The organism is Polycladidibacter stylochi, from assembly GCF_001562055.1.
Lineage (GTDB): Bacteria > Pseudomonadota > Alphaproteobacteria > Rhizobiales > Stappiaceae > Pseudovibrio > Pseudovibrio stylochi.
Window position 1 is genome coordinate 152,156 of sequence record NZ_LLWE01000025.1, and the last position, 25,283, is coordinate 177,438.

16 protein-coding genes are annotated in these 25,283 nt (G+C 49.1%); 8 read left to right on the plus strand and 8 right to left on the minus strand.

The features are described from left to right. Positions 1-4: 4 nt before the first annotated feature. The 4 genes from AYK67_RS09840 to AYK67_RS09855 all read left to right on the plus strand — a co-directional run bounded on the left by AYK67_RS09840 (position 5) and on the right by AYK67_RS09855 (position 5,598). Positions 5-1,468, plus strand: a complete 1,464-nt coding sequence (locus AYK67_RS09840) for a YcjX family GTP-binding protein (RefSeq protein ID WP_244266906.1) — start codon at positions 5-7, stop codon at positions 1,466-1,468. After that, positions 1,465-2,613, plus strand: a complete 1,149-nt coding sequence (locus tag AYK67_RS09845; RefSeq protein ID WP_068085728.1) for a YcjF family protein — start codon at positions 1,465-1,467, stop codon at positions 2,611-2,613. Before AYK67_RS09840 ends, AYK67_RS09845 begins: the two co-directional genes overlap by 4 nt. A gap of 59 nt (positions 2,614-2,672) precedes the next feature. Next, entirely contained in the window at positions 2,673-3,851 is a 1,179-nt protein-coding gene (locus AYK67_RS09850; RefSeq protein WP_068085731.1) for a vWA domain-containing protein, read from the plus strand. 301 nt (positions 3,852-4,152) lie between these two features. After that, positions 4,153-5,598 (plus strand): DUF3011 domain-containing protein, encoded by a 1,446-nt coding sequence (locus tag AYK67_RS09855; RefSeq protein ID WP_162265099.1) that lies wholly within the window; start codon positions 4,153-4,155, stop codon positions 5,596-5,598. 39 nt (positions 5,599-5,637) lie between these two features. Here AYK67_RS09855 and AYK67_RS09860 read toward each other — a convergent pair whose 3' ends face one another. Then, the gene (locus AYK67_RS09860; protein ID WP_068085739.1) at positions 5,638-6,450 is read right to left on the minus strand and encodes an AraC family transcriptional regulator; all 813 of its coding nucleotides are present in this window, start codon (positions 6,448-6,450) and stop codon (positions 5,638-5,640) included. 165 nt (positions 6,451-6,615) lie between these two features. Here AYK67_RS09860 and AYK67_RS09865 point away from each other — a divergent pair, with 165 nt between their 5' ends. After that, positions 6,616-7,836 (plus strand): MFS transporter, encoded by a 1,221-nt coding sequence (locus AYK67_RS09865; RefSeq protein WP_068085742.1) that lies wholly within the window; start codon positions 6,616-6,618, stop codon positions 7,834-7,836. A gap of 79 nt (positions 7,837-7,915) precedes the next feature. On the opposite strand, the gene AYK67_RS09870 is transcribed toward AYK67_RS09865, so the two are convergent. Together AYK67_RS09870 and AYK67_RS09875 are read right to left on the minus strand one after the other, a co-directional pair. Beyond that, complete coding sequence (locus AYK67_RS09870) at positions 7,916-8,236, minus strand: 2Fe-2S iron-sulfur cluster-binding protein (RefSeq protein ID WP_068085745.1); 321 nt, start codon at positions 8,234-8,236, stop codon at positions 7,916-7,918. 138 nt (positions 8,237-8,374) lie between these two features. Then, entirely contained in the window at positions 8,375-8,734 is a 360-nt protein-coding gene (locus AYK67_RS09875) for a hypothetical protein (RefSeq protein ID WP_068085748.1), read from the minus strand. Between the two features lie 874 nt (positions 8,735-9,608). Between AYK67_RS09875 and AYK67_RS09885 the strand changes: the two genes are divergently transcribed. Beyond that, positions 9,609-17,828, plus strand: coding sequence for an apolipoprotein A-IV repeat region-like domain-containing protein (locus tag AYK67_RS09885; protein WP_068085752.1), 8,220 nt, complete (start codon positions 9,609-9,611; stop codon positions 17,826-17,828). A gap of 84 nt (positions 17,829-17,912) precedes the next feature. Here AYK67_RS09885 and AYK67_RS09890 read toward each other — a convergent pair whose 3' ends face one another. Next, positions 17,913-18,929: an alpha/beta hydrolase family protein gene (locus tag AYK67_RS09890; RefSeq protein ID WP_082735741.1), complete on the minus strand. Its 1,017-nt coding sequence runs from the start codon at positions 18,927-18,929 to the stop codon at positions 17,913-17,915. A gap of 159 nt (positions 18,930-19,088) precedes the next feature. On the opposite strand from AYK67_RS09890, the gene AYK67_RS09895 reads away from it, so the two are divergent. Then, entirely contained in the window at positions 19,089-19,682 is a 594-nt protein-coding gene (locus tag AYK67_RS09895) for a TetR/AcrR family transcriptional regulator (protein WP_206597526.1), read from the plus strand. A gap of 56 nt (positions 19,683-19,738) precedes the next feature. On the opposite strand, the gene AYK67_RS09900 is transcribed toward AYK67_RS09895, so the two are convergent. From AYK67_RS09900 to AYK67_RS09915, 4 genes are all read right to left on the minus strand, one after another. Beyond that, positions 19,739-20,335 (minus strand): ABC-type transport auxiliary lipoprotein family protein, encoded by a 597-nt coding sequence (locus tag AYK67_RS09900; protein WP_068085757.1) that lies wholly within the window; start codon positions 20,333-20,335, stop codon positions 19,739-19,741. Between the two features lie 74 nt (positions 20,336-20,409). Beyond that, a complete protein-coding gene (locus tag AYK67_RS09905; protein WP_068085758.1) occupies positions 20,410-22,062 on the minus strand; it encodes an MlaD family protein in 1,653 nt (550 codons plus the stop codon). 9 nt (positions 22,063-22,071) lie between these two features. Next, on the minus strand, positions 22,072-22,884 hold the full coding sequence (locus AYK67_RS09910) for an ABC transporter ATP-binding protein (protein ID WP_068085759.1): 813 nt from the start codon (positions 22,882-22,884) through the stop codon (positions 22,072-22,074). A 3-nt stretch (positions 22,885-22,887) separates the two neighbouring features. Beyond that, the gene (locus AYK67_RS09915; RefSeq protein WP_082735743.1) at positions 22,888-24,036 is read right to left on the minus strand and encodes an ABC transporter permease; all 1,149 of its coding nucleotides are present in this window, start codon (positions 24,034-24,036) and stop codon (positions 22,888-22,890) included. A gap of 234 nt (positions 24,037-24,270) precedes the next feature. On the opposite strand from AYK67_RS09915, the gene dgcA reads away from it, so the two are divergent. After that, the gene (gene dgcA, locus AYK67_RS09920) at positions 24,271-25,269 is read left to right on the plus strand and encodes an N-acetyl-D-Glu racemase DgcA (protein ID WP_068085761.1); all 999 of its coding nucleotides are present in this window, start codon (positions 24,271-24,273) and stop codon (positions 25,267-25,269) included. Positions 25,270-25,283: the final 14 nt, after the last annotated feature.

A 25,283-nucleotide genomic window follows, 5' to 3' on the forward strand; every position in this document is an offset into this window, starting at 1 on the left:
AACATTGAGTATCATCGATCACCTATACGAAGAAACCCGTGGCACATTACAGTCACTTTCACAAACAGCTACCGATTTAACCACGCCAAGCCTACGCATTGGTGTTACAGGTTTGGCTCGGGCTGGTAAGACCGTCTTCATTTCCTCACTTGTCCATAACTTGCTGCATGGCGGCCGCTTGCCGCTATTTAGCGCAGGAGCATCGGGGCGAATTTCTTCGGTTCAGTTGCAACCGCAGCCAGACGATAATGTGCCCCGCTTTGAATACGAGCAGCACCTGAACACATTATTGGAAGAACGCCTCTGGCCCAACTCCACCCGCCAGATTTCGCAGTTGCGCTTAACCATTGCCTTTGAAAGTGCCAGCTACTTCAACCGCAAATTCAAAAGCGGCCAACTACATCTGGATATTATTGATTATCCAGGGGAATGGCTATTGGATTTGCCGCTGTTACAACAAGACTTCAAACAATTCAGCACCAAAGCATTCGACAGGTTAAAGGCCCGTCCTGACTTGGCTGAGGATTTCCTCAGCGCTTTACAGACCCACCAGAAAGCACTTTTACAACCGGCAAACGAAACCATAGCAAAAGAATTGGCTGCCAAGTTTACCAAATACCTTGCAAATTGCCGCGCCGAAGAAAACGCACTATCCATGCTCCCCCCGGGCCGTTTTCTCATGCCCGGAGACTTAGAGGGCTCACCCGCACTCACCTTTTGCCCGCTGGACGTTGCAACAATACCCGAAACGTATCCCAAAAACAGCCTAGCTGCCATGATGGCGCATCGTTATGAAGCCTATAAACGCCATGTCATAAAACCATTCTTTAAAAACCACTTTGCCAAACTCGATCGTCAAATTGTACTGGTAGATACACTGCAAGCGCTCAACGCAGGTCCGGCTGCCCTACATGATCTTGGGGACGCACTCTTGGAAATATTGCAAGCTTTCCGGCCCGGCTCTTCAAGTTGGCTGACCAGCTTCATGTCACGGCGTATTGACCGAATTCTGTTTGCCGCCACAAAGGCAGACCATGTACAACGGGAAGACCACGACAAATTGCAGGCAATTTTAGCCCACCTGTTGCAAGCGGCGATCAACCGCGCCGAAACGGCTGGGGCACAAATTGATGTGCTTGCCCTAGCCTCGGTAAAAGCCACAAGGCAGGCTATCATGCAGCGCGATGGCGAAAGCTTTCCAGCGCTCATAGGCATTCCCTTACCTGGACAAATCATTGATGGCAGCCATTGCGATGGCGCATCACAAGCCGCTGTATTTCCAGGTGACTTACCAAAGGATATCGCCCAGTTCATGGAAAATACCAACCAGCACTATGATTTTGGCGTCCGCTATGCCCGTTTCCGCCCCCCAGAACTGCAAAGAACGGCTGAGGGAATAACCATGTCCTTACCGCATATCAGGCTGGACCGCGTTATAGAATTTTTACTGGGAGATAAACTTGCATGATAAAGCCTCCTTCTAAGAACCCAAACAACAACGCAAGTACGCCTGCTGCAAGTAGGCAGCAGCGCAGGGCGCCAAAATCATTCATCATAGACGATACAACGGCGAAGCAGCAGCAATCGCAGCAACCGCAGCCGCAACAACCTATTCAAAATGCTCCATTAGTCGTGGCTATCGAAGCCCATGAGGAAACGGCCCAGCAAGAGCCCGTGAGCACTGCTGAAACTCGGCACACCAACCACAAGAACCCATCAGCGCGTTCCTTCAAAAACAGGGCTATGAAGCTGCTTGTTTTGGGTTTTGGTGGCCTGCTATCGCTTTCAATAGGGTTGGCAATTGATCAACTCATACGCGACTTGTTTACCCGCTATGAATGGTTGGGCTGGGTTGGCGTTGCATTTTTATGCTTGGGGGCACTGGCTCTCGCTTTTATTTGCGTCAACGAATTGCGCTCGCTATCGCGCCTGAAGCAGATCGACAATTTGAGAAATAAGTTCAACGCACTAAAACAAAATAGTGACGAGCATAAAACCGATGCAGCATTAAAGCAGCTGATAGCACTTTACCAAGACCGCCCCCATACAGCCAAAGGGCGCGCTATTCTCAATGCCCACATGCAAGAGGTCATCGACCCGAAGGACTTGTTGATACTGGCAGAACGCGACCTGCTGGTGCCCATTGACCAGCAAGCAAGACAACTGGTAATCCATAGTGCCAAACGCGTATCCATCGTCACCGCCCTTTCGCCGCGTGCACTGGTTGATATCGGCATTGTGTTTTACGAATGCCTAAAGCTCATTAAAAACATTGCCCAGCTCTATGGTGGAAGACCCGGCACATTAGGCTATTGGCGTCTCGCTTCACACGTGGCCACTCACTTGGCTTTAACCGGCGGTTTGGCAGCCGGAGACGGTTTGCTAGAGCAGTTTATTGGCCAAGGCTTGGCCGCCAAGGTCTCCGCCCGTATGGGTGAAGGGGTTGTGAATGGCTTTTTAACATCACGGGTTGGTATCGCAGCTATTGATTGCTGTCGCCCTGCCCCCTTTATTGAGGCCAAAGGACCGCAAATAAGCGAGGTCCTGAGCGAAATCATGCGTAAGGAAAAAGCCGAAAAAACCGAAAGAGCCAACAAATACAAAGGCTATTAGCCTATAGATGTAAAAATAGCGTCTCGACAAACCGAACTCGTTATGCCTAGGGTGCAGCCATGTTTATTGAATTTTTCCTTGAGCTGAAAACCGCCGGTCTGCCAGTTTCCCTGCGCGAATACCTCACCTTGATGGAGGCCCTTGATGCTGGTCTTTCCAATCAGGATGTCGAGAGGTTCTATTATCTTTCACGCATGGTGCTCGTGAAGGATGAAGCGAATTTCGATAAGTTTGACAGAGTGTTTGCCACTAGGTTCGAAGGGCTAAACTTACTGAGTGAAATACCCATTGAGCAACTGCCCAGTGAGTGGTTGGCCAAACTTGCCGAAAAGCACTTAAGTGAAGAGGACAAGGCCCTGATTAAATCTGTGGGCGGCTTTGAAAAGCTCATGGAAACCTTGGCCCAGCGTTTGAAAGAACAAGGTGAACGCCACCAGGGCGGCAGCAAGTGGATAGGTACAGCAGGAACGTCGCCCTTTGGTGCCTATGGCTACAACCCGGAAGGGGTACGCATTGGCCAAAACGAAAGCCGGCATCGCCGTGCCGTCAAAGTCTGGGACCGCCGCGAATATCAAGACCTTGACAGTTCGCGTGAATTGGGCACCCGTAACATCAAGGTTGCGCTCAAACGCCTGCGCAAATTTGCAAGGCAAGGTGCGGAGGACGAACTGGATCTTGATAACACAATTTCGCACACTGCCAGAAACGGCCTGCTGGATATCAAAATGCGCCCCGAGCGCCGCAACACTGTTAAGGTGCTGTTGTTTTTCGATATTGGTGGCTCTATGGACGACCATATTCGCACATGTGAGGAGCTTTTTTCTGCTGCCAAGACCGAATTCAAAGTGATGGAGTATTTTTACTTCCACAATTGCCCCTATGAATTTGTGTGGAAGCACAACGCCCGCCGCCATGATGAACGCATCAATACAATCGATGTACTGCACAAATACCCGGCAGACTATAAGCTGATTTTTGTAGGAGATGCTTCCATGAGCCCCTACGAGATTATCTATCCAGGTGGAGCCGTAGAACATTGGAATGAAGAATCGGGTGAAACTTGGCTAAGGCGGATAACCGATATTTATTCTAAAAATGTATGGTTAAACCCCGTTTCGCAAAACCACTGGCATTTCACGCCAAGTATTGCTTTAGTCAATGACATTATGAAAGGGAAAATGTACCCCTTAACGCTAGAAGGTCTTGAAAATGCTATGAAAGAACTGGCCCGCTCCTAAAAGTTCTACACACCTGTTAACGACCCAAGTTTGTTAGATAACAAAAAATGAATATATATCTCGCCTGTACGTTAAGGAAGTTAAGCTTCAGCCAAGCTTAGCACAAGCATTTAACCCCTAGATTGCAATAGGTGCCATTACAGGTGAGAAGGCAACAATGTTAAATTGTACACAAAGAAATTACTTGGCGAATTTTATTAAATATTTGCCTATAATTTTATTTTACTTCTCAGCCGCGCCTAGCTCTCATGCAAATTTACTTGATGACAATCTAGTACCCGCCATATTGTTTGAGCAATGCTTGGACGAAACATCTGGCACCTTAACCAGCAGCGAGTTTGTTGACTGCCTTAACAGCAAAGTTGGTGTCGACAAGAACCAGGCAGAAATAGAGCACAAACCGGATCGGTCTATTTCCGTGGATGAGGATTACAACACAACACTACCGGTTGAGTTCTACCCCGAGGATTTGCTGCGCTGCGAGTCCATAAATGGCAAGCGCAGAATATGTAAACTGAAAAGCATGTCCTCTCGCAATATAGTCTTGCTAAGGCAAACAGGTGCCGCCCTTTGCCGAAAAGGCAAGAGCTGGGGCACCACAATCTCCGGTATTTGGGTTGACAGAGGCTGTCGCGGTATCTTCTTTATCGGCCAGCCAGAGCGCCACAGCACAATAAATGCAAATAGGCCACACAAAAAGCAGAACAGAAAGCTAAATAACCTGCCTCTGCCTACCAAAACGAAAGATGGCTGGGTTCTATGCGCTTATGCGGGTCAGCTTTGCAAAGTCCCCTACCCGACTGTTGTACGCTTCGGCCGCCCTGATGCTTATTATGAACGACTGGTTCAAGATGAGATTGCCTGCAAAAAGACCCGATTTGGCGACCCTGCCAGCCATCAGAAAAAAGCTTGCTATTTTCGTCCAATGATACAACAGCCTGTCGTAGCGAACAAACCAACGGCCCGGTGGGAGCCGCCAGTCTTAAAGCAGCAGGCAGGTCCCCTACGCCGGGCACGTTTTGCCTGCGAAAACCGCTTAAAGGCACAAATTTCCGAGTACAACCCGCAACGTGTTGATTTATCTTTGGGTTTAGGTAGCTTTGAAAATGCCAGCTTAAACAAGCAACCGGCACTTGAGCTCAATGCCAACACCTTATCAGGGCGCGGTGTAATTGCCGAAAATGGCAATTATGTTCCACTCACGTTCATTTGCCGCTTGAACAGAACCCATAAAAGCGCACTCACCACGAGCTATTCGCTCGCGACCAAAGAGCTCATTGCCGCAGATATGTTGCAAAACCGGGAAAAATTCCAGCATCCCTCCGAAAGAGCCGGTCTAAGTCTCTCCCAAAAGCAATGGTACATAAGCAAGAGACAACAAAGCTGGTTGGTACATGGACAGCCGGAAACCGATGACCGTGATTTCATTGCCTCATGTCAACCGGGCTCGGCAAAAGCAACGATCACTTTTCAAAGCACAGTTCCAACACTTGATACGGGCGATTCTGTACGCCTCAGCATTGCAATGGGCGATTACATCGAAGACTATATTGCCATAGGCGGCAGCCGCAATAACGAATTCGGCGTTTCTTTGCCAAAGCTGGAACTGGGAATATCTGACCCGCTTTGGCAAAAGCTGATTTCGCAAAGCACGCTGCAAATTAATATCGGCGGTCATCAAATATATAATGTCAATTTAAAAGGTAGCGCCAACCCCGTACGCCAATTTGTTGCCTCCTGCCTTTAATCAGTTCAATGGGGCACAAACGCAACGCTCTTAAAGCACCTAGGGCTTTTCGCCTTTAAGGACATTGCGGTAATACTGCCCCGGCGTGGTACCAAAAGTGCTCTTGAATTGCTGGATAAATCCGCTGGCCCCCTCATAACCCAGTTGATGCGATATCTCCGAAACACGCAGACCACTGGCAAGCAACTCCAATGCACCCAACATTTTTACCTGTGCGCACCAAACTCGATAATTTTGACCCGTTGCCTTTTTGAAATGACGCTCGAAACTTCGCACCGACATCGCCAAACCACGCGCGGCCCCATCGATACTTGGTGCCAGGGCTGGCGCTTCACGCACCTGCTGACAAAATTCTTCTAAGCCGCGATGCCCTTGCGCCATAGAAACCTGTAGCGACAAAGTTGCCGCAGGCAGCGCGCAAATCTGATCAGCAATCACATCAGCTAGTCGGCCGGTTTCACTATCACGCATGTAATGCTGCGGACGGCGCATCATCACCTTGATAAGCTCTCTCAATAAGGGGGTTACTTGCACAACGCCACAATCCTGCGGCAGATGCTCATAAAATGATGTGTTGAGATAAAGTGTGCGAAACTTCACTGCACGCGGATAAGCACTGGCATGCATCACTCCCGCTGGCACCCATACCGCGCGCTCCGGGGGAATAACAAAAGAGCCTGAACTCGTATCAACCCGCATAACACCACTATAGATATGCATCAGCTGACCATGATCCGGGTGACAGTGTGCCTGCGTTTCCACACCTTCGCCAATGTCCGCCGCATGCGCCCACACAGAAACCTTCGCATCGTGATTGGGCCGCACCAGAACATCCGGGTGCACATCATCCATCGCTAGACACTCCCGTAATCAACACCAAGGCCCTCAAGCTTTTGCAAATAACTTTCAATTTGGCGACTTAGCAATATTTTTTGGCATATTACCGCTAACGCGCAATAAGTACAACTGTTAATAATCAAAGAAAGCACGACAATAAAAGATTTGAATAGGAACCCCATGTTTAACGCTTTAAAGGACCCACACTACGGCTATCGTTCACCGATAATGCTGCTTGTTTTGCTCTCCGTTGCCATGCAGCTTTCTTTCGGCGCTTGGTGGAACTTGATGAACAATTTCGCAGTTCATGAGCTGGGCTTTGGCGGCCCGGAGATTGGGCTGCAACAATCCGTACGTGAAATTCCCGGTCTATTAGCTGCCTCCATTGTTATTTTTCTATTGCTATTCACCGAGCAAACCTTTGCTTATATTTCTCTCGTCGTTCTGGGGATTGGCGTTGCAGTGACCGGTATTTTTGCCAGTAAAATCGGTTTTCTTACAACCACATTCATAATGTCCATCGGCTTTCATTATTTTGAAACCCTGCGCCAATCGCTCTCATTGCAATGGCTGCCCAAGCAAACCGCGGCCCATAACATGGGGCGTATACTCTCCATTTCCGCCTTTGCTCAGCTTTGTACCTATGGCCTGATTTATTTAAGCTGGCAGTTTTTACCTGTCACCTATGCGCAATCATTCATGACAGCAGGCCTTGTGAGCACTCTTCTTGTGATTATTGCGGCATTTGTATTCCCGCATTTCAAAAACGGAGTGCGCCAAAACAAGAAGCTCGTACTACGTAAGCGTTATTGGTTGTTTTATGCGCTTACTTTTATGGGTGGGGCACGCCGGCAAATTTTCACCGTCTTCGCCGGCTTCTTGATGGTCGAAAAATTTGGCTATGAAGTCCATCAGGTGGCAAGCCTGTTTTTAATCAACGGACTTATCAGCGTTTTCCTATCAGCAAAACTCGGTGCCTTCATAGGCAAATTTGGCGAGAGAACCTCTCTTACCCTAGAATATGTTGGACTAATACTAGTATTTGTCAGCTATGCCTTTGTGAGTAATGTTTATGTCGCTGGTGCGCTATACGTGATCGACCACGCCTTCTTTGCTATGGCAATTGCGATCAAAACCTACTTCCAAAAGATCGCCGATCCCGCAGACATTGCCCCGACCTCTGGCGTTTCCTTTACCATCAATCACATTGCTGCTGTATTTATCCCTGTTCTTTTCGGGATGATTTGGCTGTACTCGCCTACACTGGTATTTCTACTTGGTGCAGCAATGGCCTTTGTGAGCCTTGTACTCGCCCGCCTGGTGCCCCACCAGCCCGCAGTTGGTAATGAGTTCGCCTTCCTCGAAAAACAAAGTAGCGCCATAACGCAAGCTGCTGAATAAGGGTAAAGCTCTTAAGAGCATGCGAAAAGGGCATGCCACCACGGACATGCCCTTTAAAAGCTAAAGTAAAGGTGTTCTCTTAGCCTTGAGACTCTGGAACATGCACAATCAAACCATCCAAATTATCTTCCAGCTTAATTTGGCAGCATAACCGCGATGTATCGCGCACATCCTGAGCAAAATCCAGCATATCTTCTTCCATTGGCTCGGGGCTGCCAGTTTTATCAACCCATTGCGGGTCAACATAAACATGGCATGTCGCACAAGCACATGCGCCGCCGCATTCGGCCTCAATACCTGGCACCATATGCTTTATAGCAGCTTCCATAACGGTTGAACCAGCGGCAGCTTCCACCTCTTGCCTAGTACCGTCATGTGTAATGAACGTAATTTTGGGCATCTTGATCTTTCCAGAAAACGCCCGGCACTATGGCTTATAGTAAACGCGAATTGCTGGGCTTATTATTTTTACATTGACCTTAGATAGCCTCGCAGCAGCCTACTTGCAACAATCCACCAGGAAAATAATAGCTAAAAACTAGAGGCTTCGCTCTAAAAGCCCCTCAATTTCATTAAGTGTTTTTTCAGTTAAATCAAATACTTCAGCAAGTAAATCATCAGGGAGCTTCTCACTACCTACAGGTATTATCTCAATTGCTTGAGAAAGCTTAAAGGCACCAATACCAACACTTGCCCCTTTTAAACGGTGTAAGTCGTTCTCTTGCTCAAGTGCGCTGCCATTTGGCTTACGTAAACTGGCGACAAGCTCACGAACTTGGCGTTGATAAACCTGTAAAATTTCGACACAAAAACCTTGGTCTGAAAATGTAACACTTTTCAGGTGCTCTAAATCAATAAACCCGCTGCGGGCCGCCTGACCGTCCGTTTGCGTTTGCATGGTCTGTCCTCAATGTAATGTTCGCCGCCTTGCTGACGCAGCAATGAATGGCAAACGAGAACTGATTCTAAAATCAGTCATTTATGACAATTGGGCGATAAAAAACCGCCTCGCTTTTATTGGAATTGCCCTTCAAGAATCAGAGTCTAGAAAAAAATTCACAAATTATTTTTATGGTTAACAGGTAGTTAATGCCACAAATGTAAGCGCTACAGCACCGTGTAACCATCGTCTATTTTTGTTCAACGAACATGTGCCGACCTTGCCACAATGGTTAACACACAAACTCAACTTTTGAGTGCTTTATCCACCCTAAACATTTTTTAGGAGCATTTCTATTAACCTTAATTATTTCGTAAACCATGTAAAACGTAAGGCGTTACCTATGTTCAACGAGAGTGTTGAAAAATGAAAAAACACGTCGACCCTTTCTCCTCAATACCAGCCCATAAAAGCCGTTTTCAGCTCAATCTCATTAACTTCTTAACTTTTTCATATTGGAGAATTTTCACGAAGGGAATCCCTCAGAATTCCTAGGTAGAATCTTTCCTTGAGTCAGAAACATCCACACAGACAATCCAATGCAAATGAGTTTTGCCACCGGATCCACAAGAGGCGCCAAACGCTTGTTGTACACGCAAGGTCTTTGTGCCATTAGATGAAAGCATGCTGCAAGGTGGGTGGTTTTAAATTAACGTATCGTTAAAGTTAATTTACGGATCATTCGTGCAATTACACAATAAAAAATCCTCGAAGACTCTGAGGCAAATTATAGTTAACTATTGCTAACCTTTGCAAATGCGCTGCGGCTCAGTATGGCGAGAAAACTGTGCCTAACAGCTATTAGTAATGAGTATGTATACGAGGCGAAAAAATGGCGAACACCCCGAAGGCGAAAGCTCCGTCGGAAGTTGCCCTCTCAGCAGTTGAAGAGGCGTTGTCCTCTGGTTTTGGCGCAATGGAAGACCAAGACGCCCTGTTTGAGAGCGACAGCAAAAAGGTTGATCAGGAAGTTAAGGATGAAGCGAGTGCTGAAAAACCGAAACTTTCAGAGGAAAAGCTCCAAGAAAAGTTGAGCGACAAATCAACCAGACCCGAGCGCAAGCGCAATAGAGGTAGTCGCCCCCCCGCAGCCAGCAATGATGATCGCCAGTCTGTGGCCTCGCTCATGATCGCCATGCAGGCAAAGCCGTCACTGGCACCTTATTGGTTTGCATTTGCGCTCACCGTTGTTTGGGCGGGACTAGGTGCGGTTTTTGCCCGCTCCTCTTTTGATATCAATTGGGCGGCAATTACAAACTTTACCGAATTTGCGTCCTCGCCATCCTTGGTATTGGCAACCGTCGCCATTGTTATACCTGTCCTGTTCTTCTGGATGATGGCCTTTATGATTTGGCGTGCGCAAGAAATGCGCAATGTGGCCCGCTCCATGAGCGAAGTGGCTATGCGCCTTGCCGAACCAGAAGATTTTGCCCGCGAAAGCATTTTGAATGTGGGTCAAGCCATTCGCCGCGAAGTGCAAGCTATGGGCGATGGTATCGAGCGCTCCATTGCCCGCGCCGGTGAACTGGAAGTGATCTTACATAAAGAAGTTGCTTCCCTAGAAAATTCTTATAACGACAACGAAGTCAAAATCCGCCGCTTGGTAGACGAGCTGGTCTCTCAACGTGAAGCCATCCAACTCAACGCCTCGCTTGTTAAGGAAACGATCTCAGGAACCCATGAGGGCCTCGCCAGCCAGTTAAGTTCCACATCGGAGGAGTTCGCCAGCTCCGTAGATCGTGCCAGGGAACGCCTGACCACCGCCATTGAAGCCGAACTGGAAAAACTCACCGCCCGCATCGAAGAGCAAATGAGCGATGCCCGCGAGAGCTTTGTTGGCTCTGGTAGTGAAATGCTCACCTCGCTAACCAGCCGCTCCGATGATTACGTTGAGCGCTTGACTTCAACAGGTACCGAGCTTGTTGACACCCTTACCAACTCCGGTAAAGAACTCTCCGCAACACTTTCCGAGCGCGGCAAAGAAGTAAATGATACCTTCACCAAGTCAGCCAACAAATTCGTCGATGGCCTGACCACCCGCGGTGATGAACTCAATGCCCGTCTGGCAGAAACCTCTGACAGCCTGGTCGATACGCTAAACGCCCGCTCAGATGAAATGAACAACGCACTGTCGGCTACCGGCGACAGAATTGAAGACGCACTGGAAGCACGCTCTAACCAGGTAAGCGAACTGCTAACCCAAAAAGGCCAGATGCTTGGCAAGTCGCTCAAGCGTGCCGGTGAAGGTCTGGCCGACACGGTTGTCGACAGCACCGAAGCGCTGCGTATTGCCCTTGAAAACAAAGGCGATAACCTTACCAGTGAAATTGAGCGTACCGCCAACAGCGTAACCAAGCGCTTTGTGGAAACCAGTGAGCAGCTCAACGCCACACTCAACAACACCGCCACCGGTGTCACCGAGCGCTTTAATGCCGCCTCCGTTGACCTCAACACCACGCTCTCAAGTGGTCTGGAAGAGTTTAACGAAAACGTCAGTGCCGTTAGCACCCAGCTGAAAGATACTTTGATTACCACCACAGTCGAGGTAACCGACAGTATCCACGATGCCAACTCCACACTGCAAACCACAGTTGCCAGTGGCGTTACCCACATTAACGAAACCGTTGTTAGTGCCTCGGGCCAGCTTTCCACCACTGTAACAACTGGTCTGGAAGAGTTTAATGAGAATGTTTCCAGTGTTAGTGCGCAACTGCACGAAAGCCTGCGTGCCACCACCAGCGATGTGACGCAGCGCATTGAAGCATCATCAACAGAACTCTCGGCCAGCCTGTCTTACGGCATGACCAACATTACCGATACCGTGTCCAGATCGACCTCGCAGCTCAACAATGTCTTGAGCGCGAGCTTGAAGGACTTTAACGACAGCGCCACCAGCGCCAGCTCACAATTGGCAGAAACGCTATACGCCACAACCGCCAATGTGACCGACAGTATCGCAACAACAAACGAAGAGATTAACGCAACTCTCGGCGTGGGCATCACCCGCATCACCGATAAGGTGGCCGAAATGCAAGAGCAGATGGGCGAGACCTTAACCACCTCGCTCACCGCCTTCAGTGAAGGGGTGGATGGAGCCAACCAGCGCCTCTCCGACAGTTTGCAAGCCACTACGAGCGAAATTGCCGGCAAGATTGGCTCGGTGAACGAAGAACTCGGCATTACGCTGACTTCCGGTGTCAACCATATCAACCAAACCCTGCAAGACACCACCAATACCCTTGATAGCACTGTTACCACGGGTGTGAATACATTAACCAGCTCACTCAGCGCTGCCAGCGATGATCTCAAACAAAACCTTGAGAAAACCAGCAGTGATGTGACGGATAAAGTCGTCACAGTAAACGCAGAGCTAACCGAAACACTGGCAAACGGCGTCACAGCTGTTAACCAGAGTGTTTCCAGTGCAACCGGCAAGCTGAAAGATAGCCTTGAGGCAACCTCGACCAGCGTAACCGGTAAAGTAACGCAAGTTAACGCCGAACTGGAGCAAGCCCTTGCATCGGGCATTGCCTCCCTAACCAGTGCCATGAGCACAGCAAGTGGCGAGCTCACAGATACCCTTAATGTGACCACCAGTGAAATGACTGGTAAAATGGGTAGCATTAACAACGAGCTTGGCACCACGCTTGAAACCGGTCTCACAACAATCAACCGCACTGTTAATGACACCACAGAGCGCTTGACCACCACATTGAACGAGACCTCTGCCACTGTGCATGAAAATTTGACAACAGCCAGCAGAACGCTAAACACCAGCGTCAGCGAAGCTTTGGAAAACGTCAGCAACAGCGTCGATGGCATGAATCGTCAAGTCGGGGCAACCCTTGCCTCTGGCCTCAGCACCTTGAACCAGTCGCTTGGCGAATCCACCATGCAGCTTGACGAAGCGCTCACCGCTTCCACCGAGCAAGCAACCAGCCAGATGAGCAGCGCACGAAACACCTTGGTTGAGACCGTTTCCTCATCCCTCAAGGACGTTTCTGAAAAAGTCACCAGCATGAATGCAATGGTCGATACCACGTTGTCGACCGGTCTCAGCTCGCTAACCAATGCTGTTGACACAGCAACCGAGCGTTTGGATAACACGCTCACCAACACAACGGACCGTGTATCGAGCGATCTTAACAACGCAAGTGACAGCCTGCGCGATACAGTTGCGACCTCGCTCAATGATGTCAGCGAAAAAGTTGACACCATGAACAATACGGTCAGCACCACCTTGTCGACCGGTATATCGGCGATGAATGAAGCCGTTGAAACAGCTTCAAGCCGCTTGCAGGTCAGCCTGAACGATACCTCGACCCGAGTTGCTGGCGAGCTCAACACCGCGCATAGCGAGTTGAATGACACCTTGAACAGCAAGCTGGGCCAGATTGACCAGACCCTGACCAGCGCAAACGCCCAGCTGGACAACACGCTGGCAACGGGTGTCAGCTCCATTAACGAAACGGTTACAAGCGCAACACAGAATATTAATGCCAAGGTTTCTGCGACCACAACAGAGCTTTCCGAGCATCTTGGCTCTGAAAGTGATAGGCTCACAGTCAGCATTTCCGACACTGTAAACGCATTAACCAACCGTGTGGGCGAAGCCAATTCCAGCCTTGAGGCACACCTTTCCCATACGCTTGAAGGCATCACCACCCGCTTTATGGGTGCAGGCGAAAAACTGCACGAGCAACTGCGCAATAGCGGCGAGGAAATCAACACCAACATTTCCGAAACCGGTGGCCAGCTCATCACCACCATAACAGCACGCTCCAACGACATCATAACAAATGTCGATGAGCGCTTTGAGAACCTTGATTTTGCCCTGCGTGAAACTGGCAGCAAAGTCTCCGAGGGGATCGCCGAGCGTGGCCGCGAGATTAACGAAAATATCGCCGTTAACTGTAGCGAGGTTATTGACACCTTCACCAACCGCTCGAAAGAGGTTTCCGAAGTTCTCTCCGGTGCCGGCGAGAGCATTGTGGAAGATCTCTCCCTCCGCAGTTCGGAAATTGTGGGCCGCCTGAGCGATACTTCCACCAGCTTCAGCAAGACCATCAGTACGGATACCAGCGAATTTGTTGAGCGTCTTGACGATATCTCCGCCCGTATTCATGAAAGCATTACTGTTAACGGTGCAGCATTAGATGAAACCCTTGCCAACCGTGGCGCTGAACTGGCGCTGTTGATTGAAAACAAGGCCGTTGACTTCAAAGTTGCTATGGAAACAGTGAGCGGCGAAATCACCGGCTCCTTGGGTCAACGTACCGACGAGTTAACGGTAAAGCTTGCCGACACCGGTACAGAACTGGCGCGCCTCATCGGCTCCCGCTCTGAACGCTTGACGGACGAGCTGAACGAGATCAGCGATAAGTTTACCGACACCTTGGATTTGAAAGGTGGTCACTTGACTGCCAACCTTGGTGCCCGCCTGACCGAAATGGATCAGCTGGTGGGTGACAAAGGAAATGAGCTGGTTCAATCCCTTGATTTACGCTCGCAAAACCTTTCAGCCTCAATCGACAGCCGTTTGAACACGCTGGACAACACTCTTGAGGAACGCACCAGCGCATTTGAAAGCACGCTGGACAGCCGCGCAGGAACTCTCTCTGACACCCTGCAAAGCCGCACCCACGAGCTGAACGAAACGCTGGAAACCAGAACAACCGTTGTGGTGAATGCAATTGAGGCCGGTACTGAGCTTCTTTCCAGTACTTTGGAAGAGCAAACCGTCTCGGTTGCCAAAATCCTTGAGGATAAAACCGACATAATCGCGGTTAACCTGGCCACAAAAGTAGAGGCAGCTGGTGATACCATGACCAGCAAGGCCGAAGAAATTACCGAAGGCCTATCGGTCCGCACCGCCAACATTGAGCAATCAATTTCTTCCTCTTTGGAAAACTTTGACAAAACAGTGGGCGATAAAGTGGAAGCAGCAGCAACCGTTATCTCCGATAAGGCAGAACACTTGGCTGGCTCCATGTCCAACGGTGCCGAGAGAATTGACCATGCATTGGATGCCCGAGCACGCCAGATAAGTGAAACACTTGTCGCCAGAACCCGTGAAATTGCCAGTGCATTCAAGGAAGGTCAGGAAGAGATGACCGATGCCTTGGATTCGCGCTTGGAAGAAGCTGGTAAGGTCATTATTCGCCAATCGGAACAGATGACTGACGCTCTTACCAATCGTGTGGATGAAATCAACATCACACTAGGGGCCAAGGTATCGGATGTGGCTGATACGCTAGATACCCGGGCTTCCGCTTTGGAAAGCATTCTAAGCGAGCGCGTGGAAGCCATTTCCAACAAAATTGGCGGCGAGAGTGAAAAAGCAGCTTCAATTCTAACTGAAGCCCTTAGCGAAATTACAGGCTCGTTAAACACTGAAAGTGAACGTGCCCGTGAAATCATTCTTGATGTCGTTGCTAAAGCATCCCAAGCGCTGGATGAGGAACGCACCAAAACACAAGAAACTGTCACAGAGACCATGCTGGCTCTTTCCGGCACGATTTCTAGTGAAGGTGAAAAAACCGTTGCCTCTGTCAACGAGACGATGGCTTCGGCAAAAGGCAGCCTAACCGGAGAAAGCACCGCTGTTCGCGATTTGGTACTGGCAACTGTTGAAGAAGCTGCCAAGAGCATGACCGTAGAAGCGGAAAATGCCCGTGCGGCCTACGCGCAAACATTGGCGCAAATGTCCACGAACCTGGCAACCGAAACCCAAGATGCCCGTGATGGCATGCTGGCAGCCATTGAAGATGTAACCGGTCGCTTAAACGCCGAAGGTGAAAAATCGACCAAAATCATCGAAGAGTCGGTTGATAAGATCCGCGACTTGCTCGCAGGCGAATCCGCCGAAGTTAGAACCCGCGTCTTCGCAGTTATTGAAGAGGCTGCGGGAACGCTATCTGACCGCGTCCATGCCGTTTCAGAAGAATTGTTGCAAAAGGCAACCAACCTCAACGAAGCCTTTGGAACCCGTTCTTCAGAACTTTCCAGCATTATCAGCAAGGATGGTAATGATTTGATCGTGGCCATTGAGGAAAGAGCCGAAGGTCTCACCTCGCGCGTTGAAAAAGTTCAAAGCGCGATCCTTGATGCCGTGAACGTGAAGGGCAAAGAGATGGTGGACAACTTCGCTCGCTCGGGCGTTGATGCCACCAAAACAATGGTTGAAGCTGGTGAAAAACTGACCAATGCCATTGATGAGCGTGCCTTGGCTGCAACCAGCTCGCTAGAAACAGCCCACGATAGTTTTGCAAAACAGGTCGAGCAGCTCGTAACAACACTGGATGAGCGCGGCGATATGGCAGCAAAAGCCATGGTCAACACCCGCGAACGTCTGGAAAAAGATGTCACGAAACTACTCACCGCCACGGCTAAGCAGGGAGTTGAAATAACCAACAACCTGCAACAAAGTAGCGAGCAAGCGGCAAGTACTTTGGGCGATGCCGTGACGCAGATTAAAGAAACTATCGATCAGCACTCGCAAGAAGCCGTTGGCAAGTTGCAAACCACTAACGGCCAGCTTTCCAATGAAATTGCGAAAATTATCGAGCAACTGGAAGGTACAAACGCCTCGCTTGGTACCATTTTGGCAACCGCCGGCAGTAACCTGACCGATGTGGAAGGTGGCCTGGCTCAACGCGCCGAAGAGTTCCGCACAGCCATTGATCGGGCTGTAAACCAGACCGAACAAGCCAACTCAACCATTGAGGCACAAGTTGAGCTGCTGCGAGAAAGCACAACTTCCGTTCTGGAAGATGCTGCCAAAATCACCAAGGGTATGGATGATCAGAACCAACAGCTTGCCAAGTCTATTCTTGATCTGGAAGACGCCAATACAGCTGTTGAAAGCCGCATTACAGATCGCCGCTTGGCAATTGAGGCCCTTTCCCAGACCTTGATTGAAAAGACATCCGGGGTTGAGGAATTGATGTCCACCTACACCGGAAACCTTGGCGATGTGCTGGAAGCTGCCGACGACAAAGCACGTCAGGTTGCGGGCATGCTGAAAGCCGCAGCAGAAGCAGCCACCAAATCCGTATCCGAACAGTTTGAAAGCATGCGGATGACGGCGGGTGTGGAAAGCCAGAAAGCAAGGGACAGCATTCGCGCTTCACAAGATGAAATCATCGGCGATATGCAAAAAACCCTTTCCGATGCTGCTGGCCAGTTTATCCAGACCACCACGCAAATGCGCGAAGTCGCTTTCCAGGTACACCAAGAACTGGAGGCAACAAGGCAAGAGCTGAATGCGGGCCTCTTGGCATTGCCAGAAGAAGCTGAAGCCTCTACCTCCGCATTGCGCCGCGTTGTCACAGACCAGGTGAAAGCACTTGAAGAGCTGTCAATGATTGTTGCCAAACAGTCTTCACAGCTTGATGTTTCCGCTCCTGGCGAAACCCGGACGCTTGCCAACCCGGAAGCTTCCCACACAAGAGCGACAACCCCTCCTGCCCCGCGCCCGGCAACACGTAAGGCCAGCGCACAAAAAGCAGAAGCAGCTCCGGCAAAAGCGGCAAAACCTGCGGCAACGAAAACCAGAGCGGCAAAGGCAAAAGAAGAGCCACAAGGCACTCAACCAGTCGATGAAAAAGGCTGGATGAGTGATTTGCTCCGCCGTGCTTCAAATGAAGCTGAGGAAAACCGCAAGAACGCAGGCCGCCAGAGCAGCCAGCCAACACGTTCTCCAAAACATGTGGTTGAGTCCTTAAATTCACTCAGCATGGATATTGCCCGCTCTGTCGATCATGAAACATTTGTTGATCTATGGGAGCGCTACAAACGCGGGGAACGGGACGTCTTCACACGCCGCCTTTACACGCTACAAGGCCAGCAGACATTTGACGAAATCAAGAAAAAGTACAAGCAAGATGGCGAATTCCGAGGCGCTGTTGAACAGTACATCAAGGATTTCGAACAACTGCTAACCCAAGTGTCTCGCAACGATAAAGACAACAAAATGGCACAAACCTACCTCACCTCGGATACAGGCAAGGTTTACACCATGCTGGCTCACGCCAGTGGCCGTTTTGATTGATCGTGCAAGCACCGACAACGTTAAAAGGGCCGCCCATTGGGTGGCCCTTTTCTTTGGAAGAAATCAAAGCGAAGTTCAGAGCTTTTAACGAGCAGGCTCTTGTGTATTTGAAAACTCGAGCACATCTTTTGATAGCTTGGTCTCTAAACGAGCCAAGTGTGAAGCTTTTGTCAAAAGAACTTGGCAAGCATCGCGCCACGAGGGATCATCTTCATAAAGCGCTGTTTTCAAATAGGCCGCGGTCAAACGCTGCACAATAGCAAGGCGATCTGGGTCCTCATCTGCTGTTTCCTTGGCATCATATCCAGCAATACCCCCAAGGCCATGTTGTCCGCCAGTTAAACTCAGAAGGTATTCGCAGCCCGGCCCATGTTCATAAGCTGCGCGATACCACTCAGGGCCACGTACAGTCATAAAGGGATTGAGATCCTCACTTCCGACCACACAAAGAGATTGTGTCGTTAGATAGGAGTAATCAGGGTTAAGCTCGGGAAAATTCTCTTTTGCAAATGCACTCAACTCTTCGCCCCCATTGCCAGGGGGAGCGAGTAAAACACCCGCTTTCACTCTAGGTTCAAGAACATTAACATCAATTTCTTGAGCATTGGCAGGGTTTGTCAGCCTTGCGCCAAGCAACATGCCAATAGTCTGACCTCCCATCGAATGCCCAACAGCTGCAATACGCTGATGATCCAAGCGCCCGGCAAGCAAAGGGGTTATTCTTTCAATTATGCTCAAGCTATCCAGTATATGTTTCATCTCCAGAACCCGCATGTGCCAGAATAATGGCGCTCCGGCTTCACTATGCGCCAATCCGGCAACCTTGGAGTTTGCATGCGTTGGCTGAATAACGACAAAGCCCTGTTCGGCATAAAAATTCGCAAGTGGTGTGTACCCATCCTTAGAAGGAAGATAAAGTGAAGGTCCATCACCATGCGATAGCAGGATAATAGGAAGCCCACGACCTTGAACAGGCATTGTAATGCTCAACTCCAAAGGGACGCTACGAAACTCAGGGTGTAAGATCACTGGATTAATGACAACAGTTTGCTTAGGAACCCCTAAAGGAATTTGGCTCGCAACTTTTAGAAGATTATTCATGATATGGACCTGATAAGTGAAGAAGTAATACAAAACGATAAATTGAGTGGCCCAACTTCATAAGTGGAACACTGATCCATTTAATACGGATCAACGTTCCACTTGTCAATACTATAAGATTTCACAGCCTATTATTTCATTATTTCGAAAGGAAACAGCTTGGCTTCCCAAACCCAGAATTCAAAACCCAAAGCACTAAGGTTAGACGCTCGCAGAAATGAAGATGCGATACTAGAAGCTGCAAAATCTCTTTTTATGGAAAAAGGCGTCAATGTACCGGTAAGAGAAATAGCAAGCCAAGCCGGAGTTGGTATTGGCACCACATATAGAAGGTTCCCGAAACGCTCAGACCTAATTACAGCCGTATTTAAAAGAGAAGTCGATGCATGTGCCCAAAGCGCGGAAGAGCTATTGAGCACCAATTCTCCTACTGCTGCCCTATCACATTGGCTAAAGCAATACGCAGAATTCATTGCAACAAAAAAAGGGATGGCAGAGGCACTACATTCGGGTGATCAAGCTTATCAGGCATTGCCGGACTATTTTCGTGCCAAATTCGAGCCTGCCCTAAGTGAACTATTAGCAAAGGCAGCACTTGCTGGCGAAATGCGCGACGATATTCCAGCTTTTGACATTTTACGCGCAATTGGCAACTTATCTGTCGCGCAAGGTGAGGACAGCAAACGCCACATTAACATGATGATTGATTTACTAATCGATGGTCTTTGCTCAATGAAACACGTAGAAACTTGACAATAATTTCAACAAATTACTTCAACACTACACATAGCATCGGCTATACCAAAAGCTCATGCACCAAGTCTGGTGAGCACCCAGCCCGTCATATCGAGAAGGACCTGATCACTCGCAGCATTAAGCGCATCAACCCCATCATTAACCGCAAGGGTCTTGGCCGGCACTTGGCTGCGGAATAAGCGGTAGGCAACAGTTTTCCCATTATGGTCGTTCACCAGGCGCACCGCCACTTCAACAAGAGCTTGTTTAGGTTGGGTCTGCACTTCAAAACGGCGAATAGTTGTCTGCAGTTGATAATCAATCAACAATCCCTGCCCTGGTAAGGCAACACCGTTCAGCCCGCCGGTATCTTCCAAAGCAGCAACCAAATTAGCTTGAAAAACCTTGGGTAAACTATCACTCCAAGCCACCTTAGGGTAATAGGTGTAACTGGGGCCAACCTCGCTAACCGCAATATGGCTGGTGTCAAGTGCTTGCAAAGCAATCGGCTGAGCGACCAGTATTTGCTGTGAACGTGCCTTCCCTCTAAACTGCGAGGTGTCAGGAGAGCTCAAGCCGTAGAGCACATCAGGCCCGCTAGCAGCACATGCCGCCAAACCTAAAAGCAGCACACCCGAAACATAGTTTTTAAAACTGGCTATCCCTGACACAACAGGCAACCTTTCAATAAATTTTCATTAACTCTTATAGCTCTAGGAGATCTTACGGTAAAAATCAAAGAGTTTCACCGTCGTTTTGGACCGTTAAAAACCGGTGTGTCTTCGCCGCCAAAAATCACCCGGTTTGGATTCCTGTCAAAATTGGCAGCTGCACGTTCGATCTCTTTAAGCGTTCGACTGAGCTGTTGCATCGCTGCAGAAAACTCACTCGGCCCCTTGGCGCTAAACCGGCGTAAATTCGTCGTTATAGGTCCAATGCTTTCATCAAGCTTTTCCGCAACCTTGCGAATAGCCTCAAAAGCCTTTGTAGCCTCGCCAATCAGCCCTTGGCCCCCTTCCGAGTTTACCATGCCATCAACACTCGTCATCAGACCGTCCAGCTTGTCAGAGGCTTTACTCAGGTTGCCACTAACATGCTTTGCATCCGTTATGACTTGATCGATATCTCCCTTGCGCTCAGCAACACCGCTTGCAAGTGTATCAACCGATTGCGCTGCACTGGCAAAGTCATCCAGCGCCTGTTCAACCTTGCCACTCTTACCAGCAAGAGAGGCCGTAACCTGCTCAATATCGCCTATAATATTTGAGAGTTTGTTTTGGTCCACTGCTTGGCTAATACCGCTAATATTCGTTGCAGCATCACGCACGTTAACAACAGCTTCATCTGTATTTTTCAAGATGTTTTTAAACCGCCCCTTTTCGCCAGCAACTTCGGCTGTAACCGCGGCAGCATCACGTGTGATATCACGGCTGGAGACAACAATTTCATCCATCTCACGCTCACGCGATTTCATAAGCTTGCCAAGGCTAGCAGCACCTGCCATCACATCTTGAACCTGCTCAGGCTTCACGGCTGTAAGAATCTGGTCCACACCACTTAAGCTCTTGTTGAGCCCTTCACCAAACCGGTCAAACTGCTTTGTTGCCTTTTTGATATCTGTAACCGCCTCGTTAATACCTGTTCCAGATTTTGCCAAATCTGCTGTAAGCGTTTCTGTATTCTCGACAATTTTACCCAGCTTATCGGGTGGAACATTGGCAAGCAGGACCTCACCACGGTCCACCAGATTACCAATACGACCTGAGAGATCGGTTATCGCCTTGGATGTATCGGAAATATTGCCCATGAAGCTTCTCACACCATCCGAGTTGGCCGCCAATGCATCACTAAACTTGGCAAAGTTTTGTATACCGCGCTTAATGTCGGGTTTACTATCTGCAACCAAAACATCAATATTGCCCAAAGTTTGGTCTGCCTTGCGCAAAATATCCTTGGCCCCTTGCAAAAGGTCTTCAAACTGGGAACGCTGCGCATAAATAACTGGAACTTCGTCGTCTTCAGCATCAAACAAAGGCTCAGCAAGTTGCGAGCCACCGGTTAAGTCCACATAGGCAACACCAGTAAGCCCGGTAAAGCCCAAAGTGGCCACGCTATCCTTACGCAGCGGTGTGCTCACATCAACCCGCACGGTTGCAATCACCAGCTTGGGGTTTGTCGGGTCAAAAGTTAAATTGGTAACATCGCCAATTTTGATGCCGTTAAATAAGACACTCCCCCCCTTGGGTAAGCCGGTAACAGCACCGGGGAAAACCACTTTGATATCACGCTTTTCCGTGCCTTCACTTGAGCTCATAAGCCAAAAAGTGAAGATAAACATTGATGCAATAACGGCAAGAACAAAACTGCCTATAACCAATGTATTGGCCCGGGTTTCCATATGCTATCCTCACACCCTTTTCAGGGCGCGTGCCCCACAAAAATAATTTTGTACCCAAGGGTGGTCGAATGCCATCATATCCTCAAGAGTACCGTCAACTAAAACTCTACGATCACCAAGAACCGCAATACGATCGCAAATACTGTGCAAACTATCCAGATCGTGCGTAACCATATAAACCGTTAATCCCAGTGTTTCCCTTAGCTTGGCAATCAAATCGTCAAATTCGGCTGCGCCAATCGGGTCTAGCCCCGAGGTGGGCTCATCCAAAAACACCAATTCAGGATCCAGTGCTAACGAGCGGGCAAGAGCTGCCCGTTTAATCATACCGCCAGAAAGCTCCGACGGATACTTATCCGCAGCTTCCCGCGGCAACCCAACCATCTCGACTTTTAAAACCGCGAGCTCATCCATGAGCTTTTGCGGTAGCTTGAGATACTCGCGCATGGGAACTTGAATGTTTTGCCGTACTGTGAGCGAGGAAAAGAGCGCGCCTTGTTGAAACAATACACCCCAACGGCGTTCAACGTATTTACGTTCCCGCTCGCTGATTTTCTCCAATTGCCGACCGAAAACAGTAATTGCACCGGATTGCTTACGATTAAGCCCTAATATCGTGCGCATCAACACTGATTTGCCCATACCGGAACCGCCAACAAACCCCAAAATTTCACCGCGATACAAATCAAGGCTCAGGTGTTGTAAAACCGAAAAGCCGCTAAAAGAGACACTGATCTTATCGGCCCTTAAAATCACTTCGCGGCCGCTTTGATCAAGAATGCAGTCCATAGGCTTATTGTCTTTGCTTACATGCGCAATCATCCATTAAAGCCCTATTGCTGCAAAAAACATGGCAAACACACCATCAACAAAGATAACCATAAAAATGGATTTTACGACAGATGACGTGGTTTTGGAACCAAGGGATTCAGCGGAGCCCTCCACTTTCATTCCCTCAACACAAGCAACCAGGCCAATGATAAGCGCCATAAACGGCGCTTTAATAATACCAATAAACAAGGTCTCAACCGTCACCGCAGCCTGCAACTGCGAGAAGTAGGCATTGGGCAAAATATCCAAGTAAGCCCAGCAGACAAATCCCGCACCAACCAGCGCCGCAATATCCGATAAAAATACAAGAAGCGGCATAGCCAACATTAAAGCCACAATGCGCGGCATCACCAGAACTTCTGTAATACGCAAGCCAATGACATTGAGGGCATCCACTTCTTCACGCATTTTCATCGAGCCAAGTTCGGCCGTAAAAGCAGACCCTGAACGCCCTGCCACCATAATCGCCGTGAGGATAACGCCAATTTCGCGCAGCACCAGAACCCCGGAGAGGTTGACAACAAACATATCTGCTCCGAATTGCCGCAGATAAAATCCACCTTGTTGGGCAATAATCCCGCCAATAAGCAAGCTCATCAACATCACAATGGGCACAGCGCCCATGCACGTTTTTTGAAATTGTACCGCAATCGATATAGGGCGAAGCCGCCTTGGTTGTGCAATAACTGCTGCTGTATTCAGCGCAATAGAGCCCAGAGTGCCTGTAAGGTCCTTAATGTCTTCAATAACTTCCAGCGTCACTTCACCTGTCGATTCAAGAGTACGCAGCCAAACCGATTTGGCCTCGCGTCGTTTGAACAACTCGGGATGGTGACGCCCCACCTCATCAAGAAGAACCTGGAATGTGTCCTTTACCTGCAAAAATCGCACCTTATGCCCTTGTGCCTCCAACTCGGCACGCGTGCGCAATAGCAACCAGGCTCCAGAAGTATCCAACCGTTGTATCTGTGAAAAATCGACTTGGATTTCGCCATGTGGCCGCTGCGCAAGCTGTATTGCAAGCTCGCTTTCAAGAGCAGCGATATGCGAAACAATCCAAGCACCTTTGGCTTTCAAATAGCCCGTTTGACCATCGATCAGAAACATAAGCGATGCTTCATTGTCTATAACATTGCGCCCCATATTTCCGAATCTGCTCCCTTACTCATCACGACTAGCAAACATATACAAGACACAACCTACCAGCGCAAAGCAAACCTAGCAAAAGCTAGTAGTTTGCCTGTGTTAAGGATCACGATTAGTGCCCATATAAGTATTTTACGATGCCAAACGACACAAAAACAATTGAATTACATAGACAGAACAGGAAACTTAACCATAAATAAGATGAAAACGTCCAGCTGAGATCAATTGACCATGACCGTAAAACTAAGTGTATTTGCAGAGGATTTTGCCATTAACGGCAGCTTTACCATATCGCGCGGCACAAAAACGCATGCACAAACGGTAAGAGTACAGCTCGAAAAGCAAACCAGCACTACAACAAGCATTTACGCACAAGGCGAATGCATACCCTATTCAAGATACGATGAGAGCTTTGAAAGCACCATAGATTTAATCAAACAGCATCAACAGATCATCGAGGCAGGGATAACGCCTCTTGAACTGTTAGATGCCATGCCCGCAGGTGCCGCACGAAATGCAATTGATTGCGCCCTTTGGGATTTGGCTGCAAAAACAAATAGCAAACCGGTCCACCAATTGCTTTCTCTCCCCGCACCGACACCGGTTGAAACAGCCTTTACAATCTCCGTTGGCACCCCTGAGAAAATGGCACAGGACGCACAACAGGCCAGTAGTAGGCCTCTGCTGAAAGTAAAGCTCGCAGGCACTGGTGACAAAGAACGCCTACAAGCGGTTCGAAAAGCTGCACCGCACAGCAAACTGATTATTGATGCCAACGAAGCATGGACACCACAAACATTAGAAGAAAACATTGCAATCTGCGAGCAATTTGGCGTGAGCTTGATTGAACAGCCGTTACCTGCCGGCAACGATGCAGCACTCGCAACCATCAAGACCTCAATACTTATCTGTGCGGATGAAAGCTTGCATACCGCCAATGATCTGGAAGCGTTGCAAGACCGCTATACCGCAGTAAATATTAAGCTGGATAAAACCGGTGGCTTAACCGAAGCACTCGCACTAGCGCAAAAGGCCCGAAAGCTAAATTTCAAAATTATGACCGGCTGCATGCTCGGGACATCATTAGCCATGGCTCCAGCAATTCTCATCGCCCAACAAAGTGATTTCGTCGATCTGGATGGGCCATTGTTGTTGAAGGAGGATCGCAAGCCCGCCCTCGTTTACAAAGGCTCCCTGCTATATCCCGCCCCCACATCATTATGGGGCTGAGCTAAGGGACCGGC

What these genes read in the sequence shown, in the direction of transcription:
- AYK67_RS09905 (WP_068085758.1), bottom strand. Translation starts at nt 22,062, where the DNA reads ATGGAAACCCGGGCCAATACATTGGTTATAGGCAGTTTTGTTCTTGCC.
- AYK67_RS09890 (WP_082735741.1), bottom strand. Translation starts at nt 18,929, where the DNA reads ATGAATAATCTTCTAAAAGTTGCGAGCCAAATTCCTTTAGGGGTTCCT.
- AYK67_RS09885 (WP_068085752.1), top strand. Translation starts at nt 9,609, where the DNA reads ATGGCGAACACCCCGAAGGCGAAAGCTCCGTCGGAAGTTGCCCTCTCA.
- AYK67_RS09910 (WP_068085759.1), bottom strand. Translation starts at nt 22,884, where the DNA reads ATGATTGCGCATGTAAGCAAAGACAATAAGCCTATGGACTGCATTCTT.
- AYK67_RS09845 (WP_068085728.1), top strand. Translation starts at nt 1,465, where the DNA reads ATGATAAAGCCTCCTTCTAAGAACCCAAACAACAACGCAAGTACGCCT.
- AYK67_RS09915 (WP_082735743.1), bottom strand. Translation starts at nt 24,036, where the DNA reads ATGGGGCGCAATGTTATAGACAATGAAGCATCGCTTATGTTTCTGATC.
- AYK67_RS09850 (WP_068085731.1), top strand. Translation starts at nt 2,673, where the DNA reads ATGTTTATTGAATTTTTCCTTGAGCTGAAAACCGCCGGTCTGCCAGTT.
- AYK67_RS09870 (WP_068085745.1), bottom strand. Translation starts at nt 8,236, where the DNA reads ATGCCCAAAATTACGTTCATTACACATGACGGTACTAGGCAAGAGGTG.
- dgcA (WP_068085761.1), top strand. Translation starts at nt 24,271, where the DNA reads ATGACCGTAAAACTAAGTGTATTTGCAGAGGATTTTGCCATTAACGGC.
- AYK67_RS09875 (WP_068085748.1), bottom strand. Translation starts at nt 8,734, where the DNA reads ATGCAAACGCAAACGGACGGTCAGGCGGCCCGCAGCGGGTTTATTGAT.
- AYK67_RS09865 (WP_068085742.1), top strand. Translation starts at nt 6,616, where the DNA reads ATGTTTAACGCTTTAAAGGACCCACACTACGGCTATCGTTCACCGATA.
- AYK67_RS09860 (WP_068085739.1), bottom strand. Translation starts at nt 6,450, where the DNA reads ATGGATGATGTGCACCCGGATGTTCTGGTGCGGCCCAATCACGATGCG.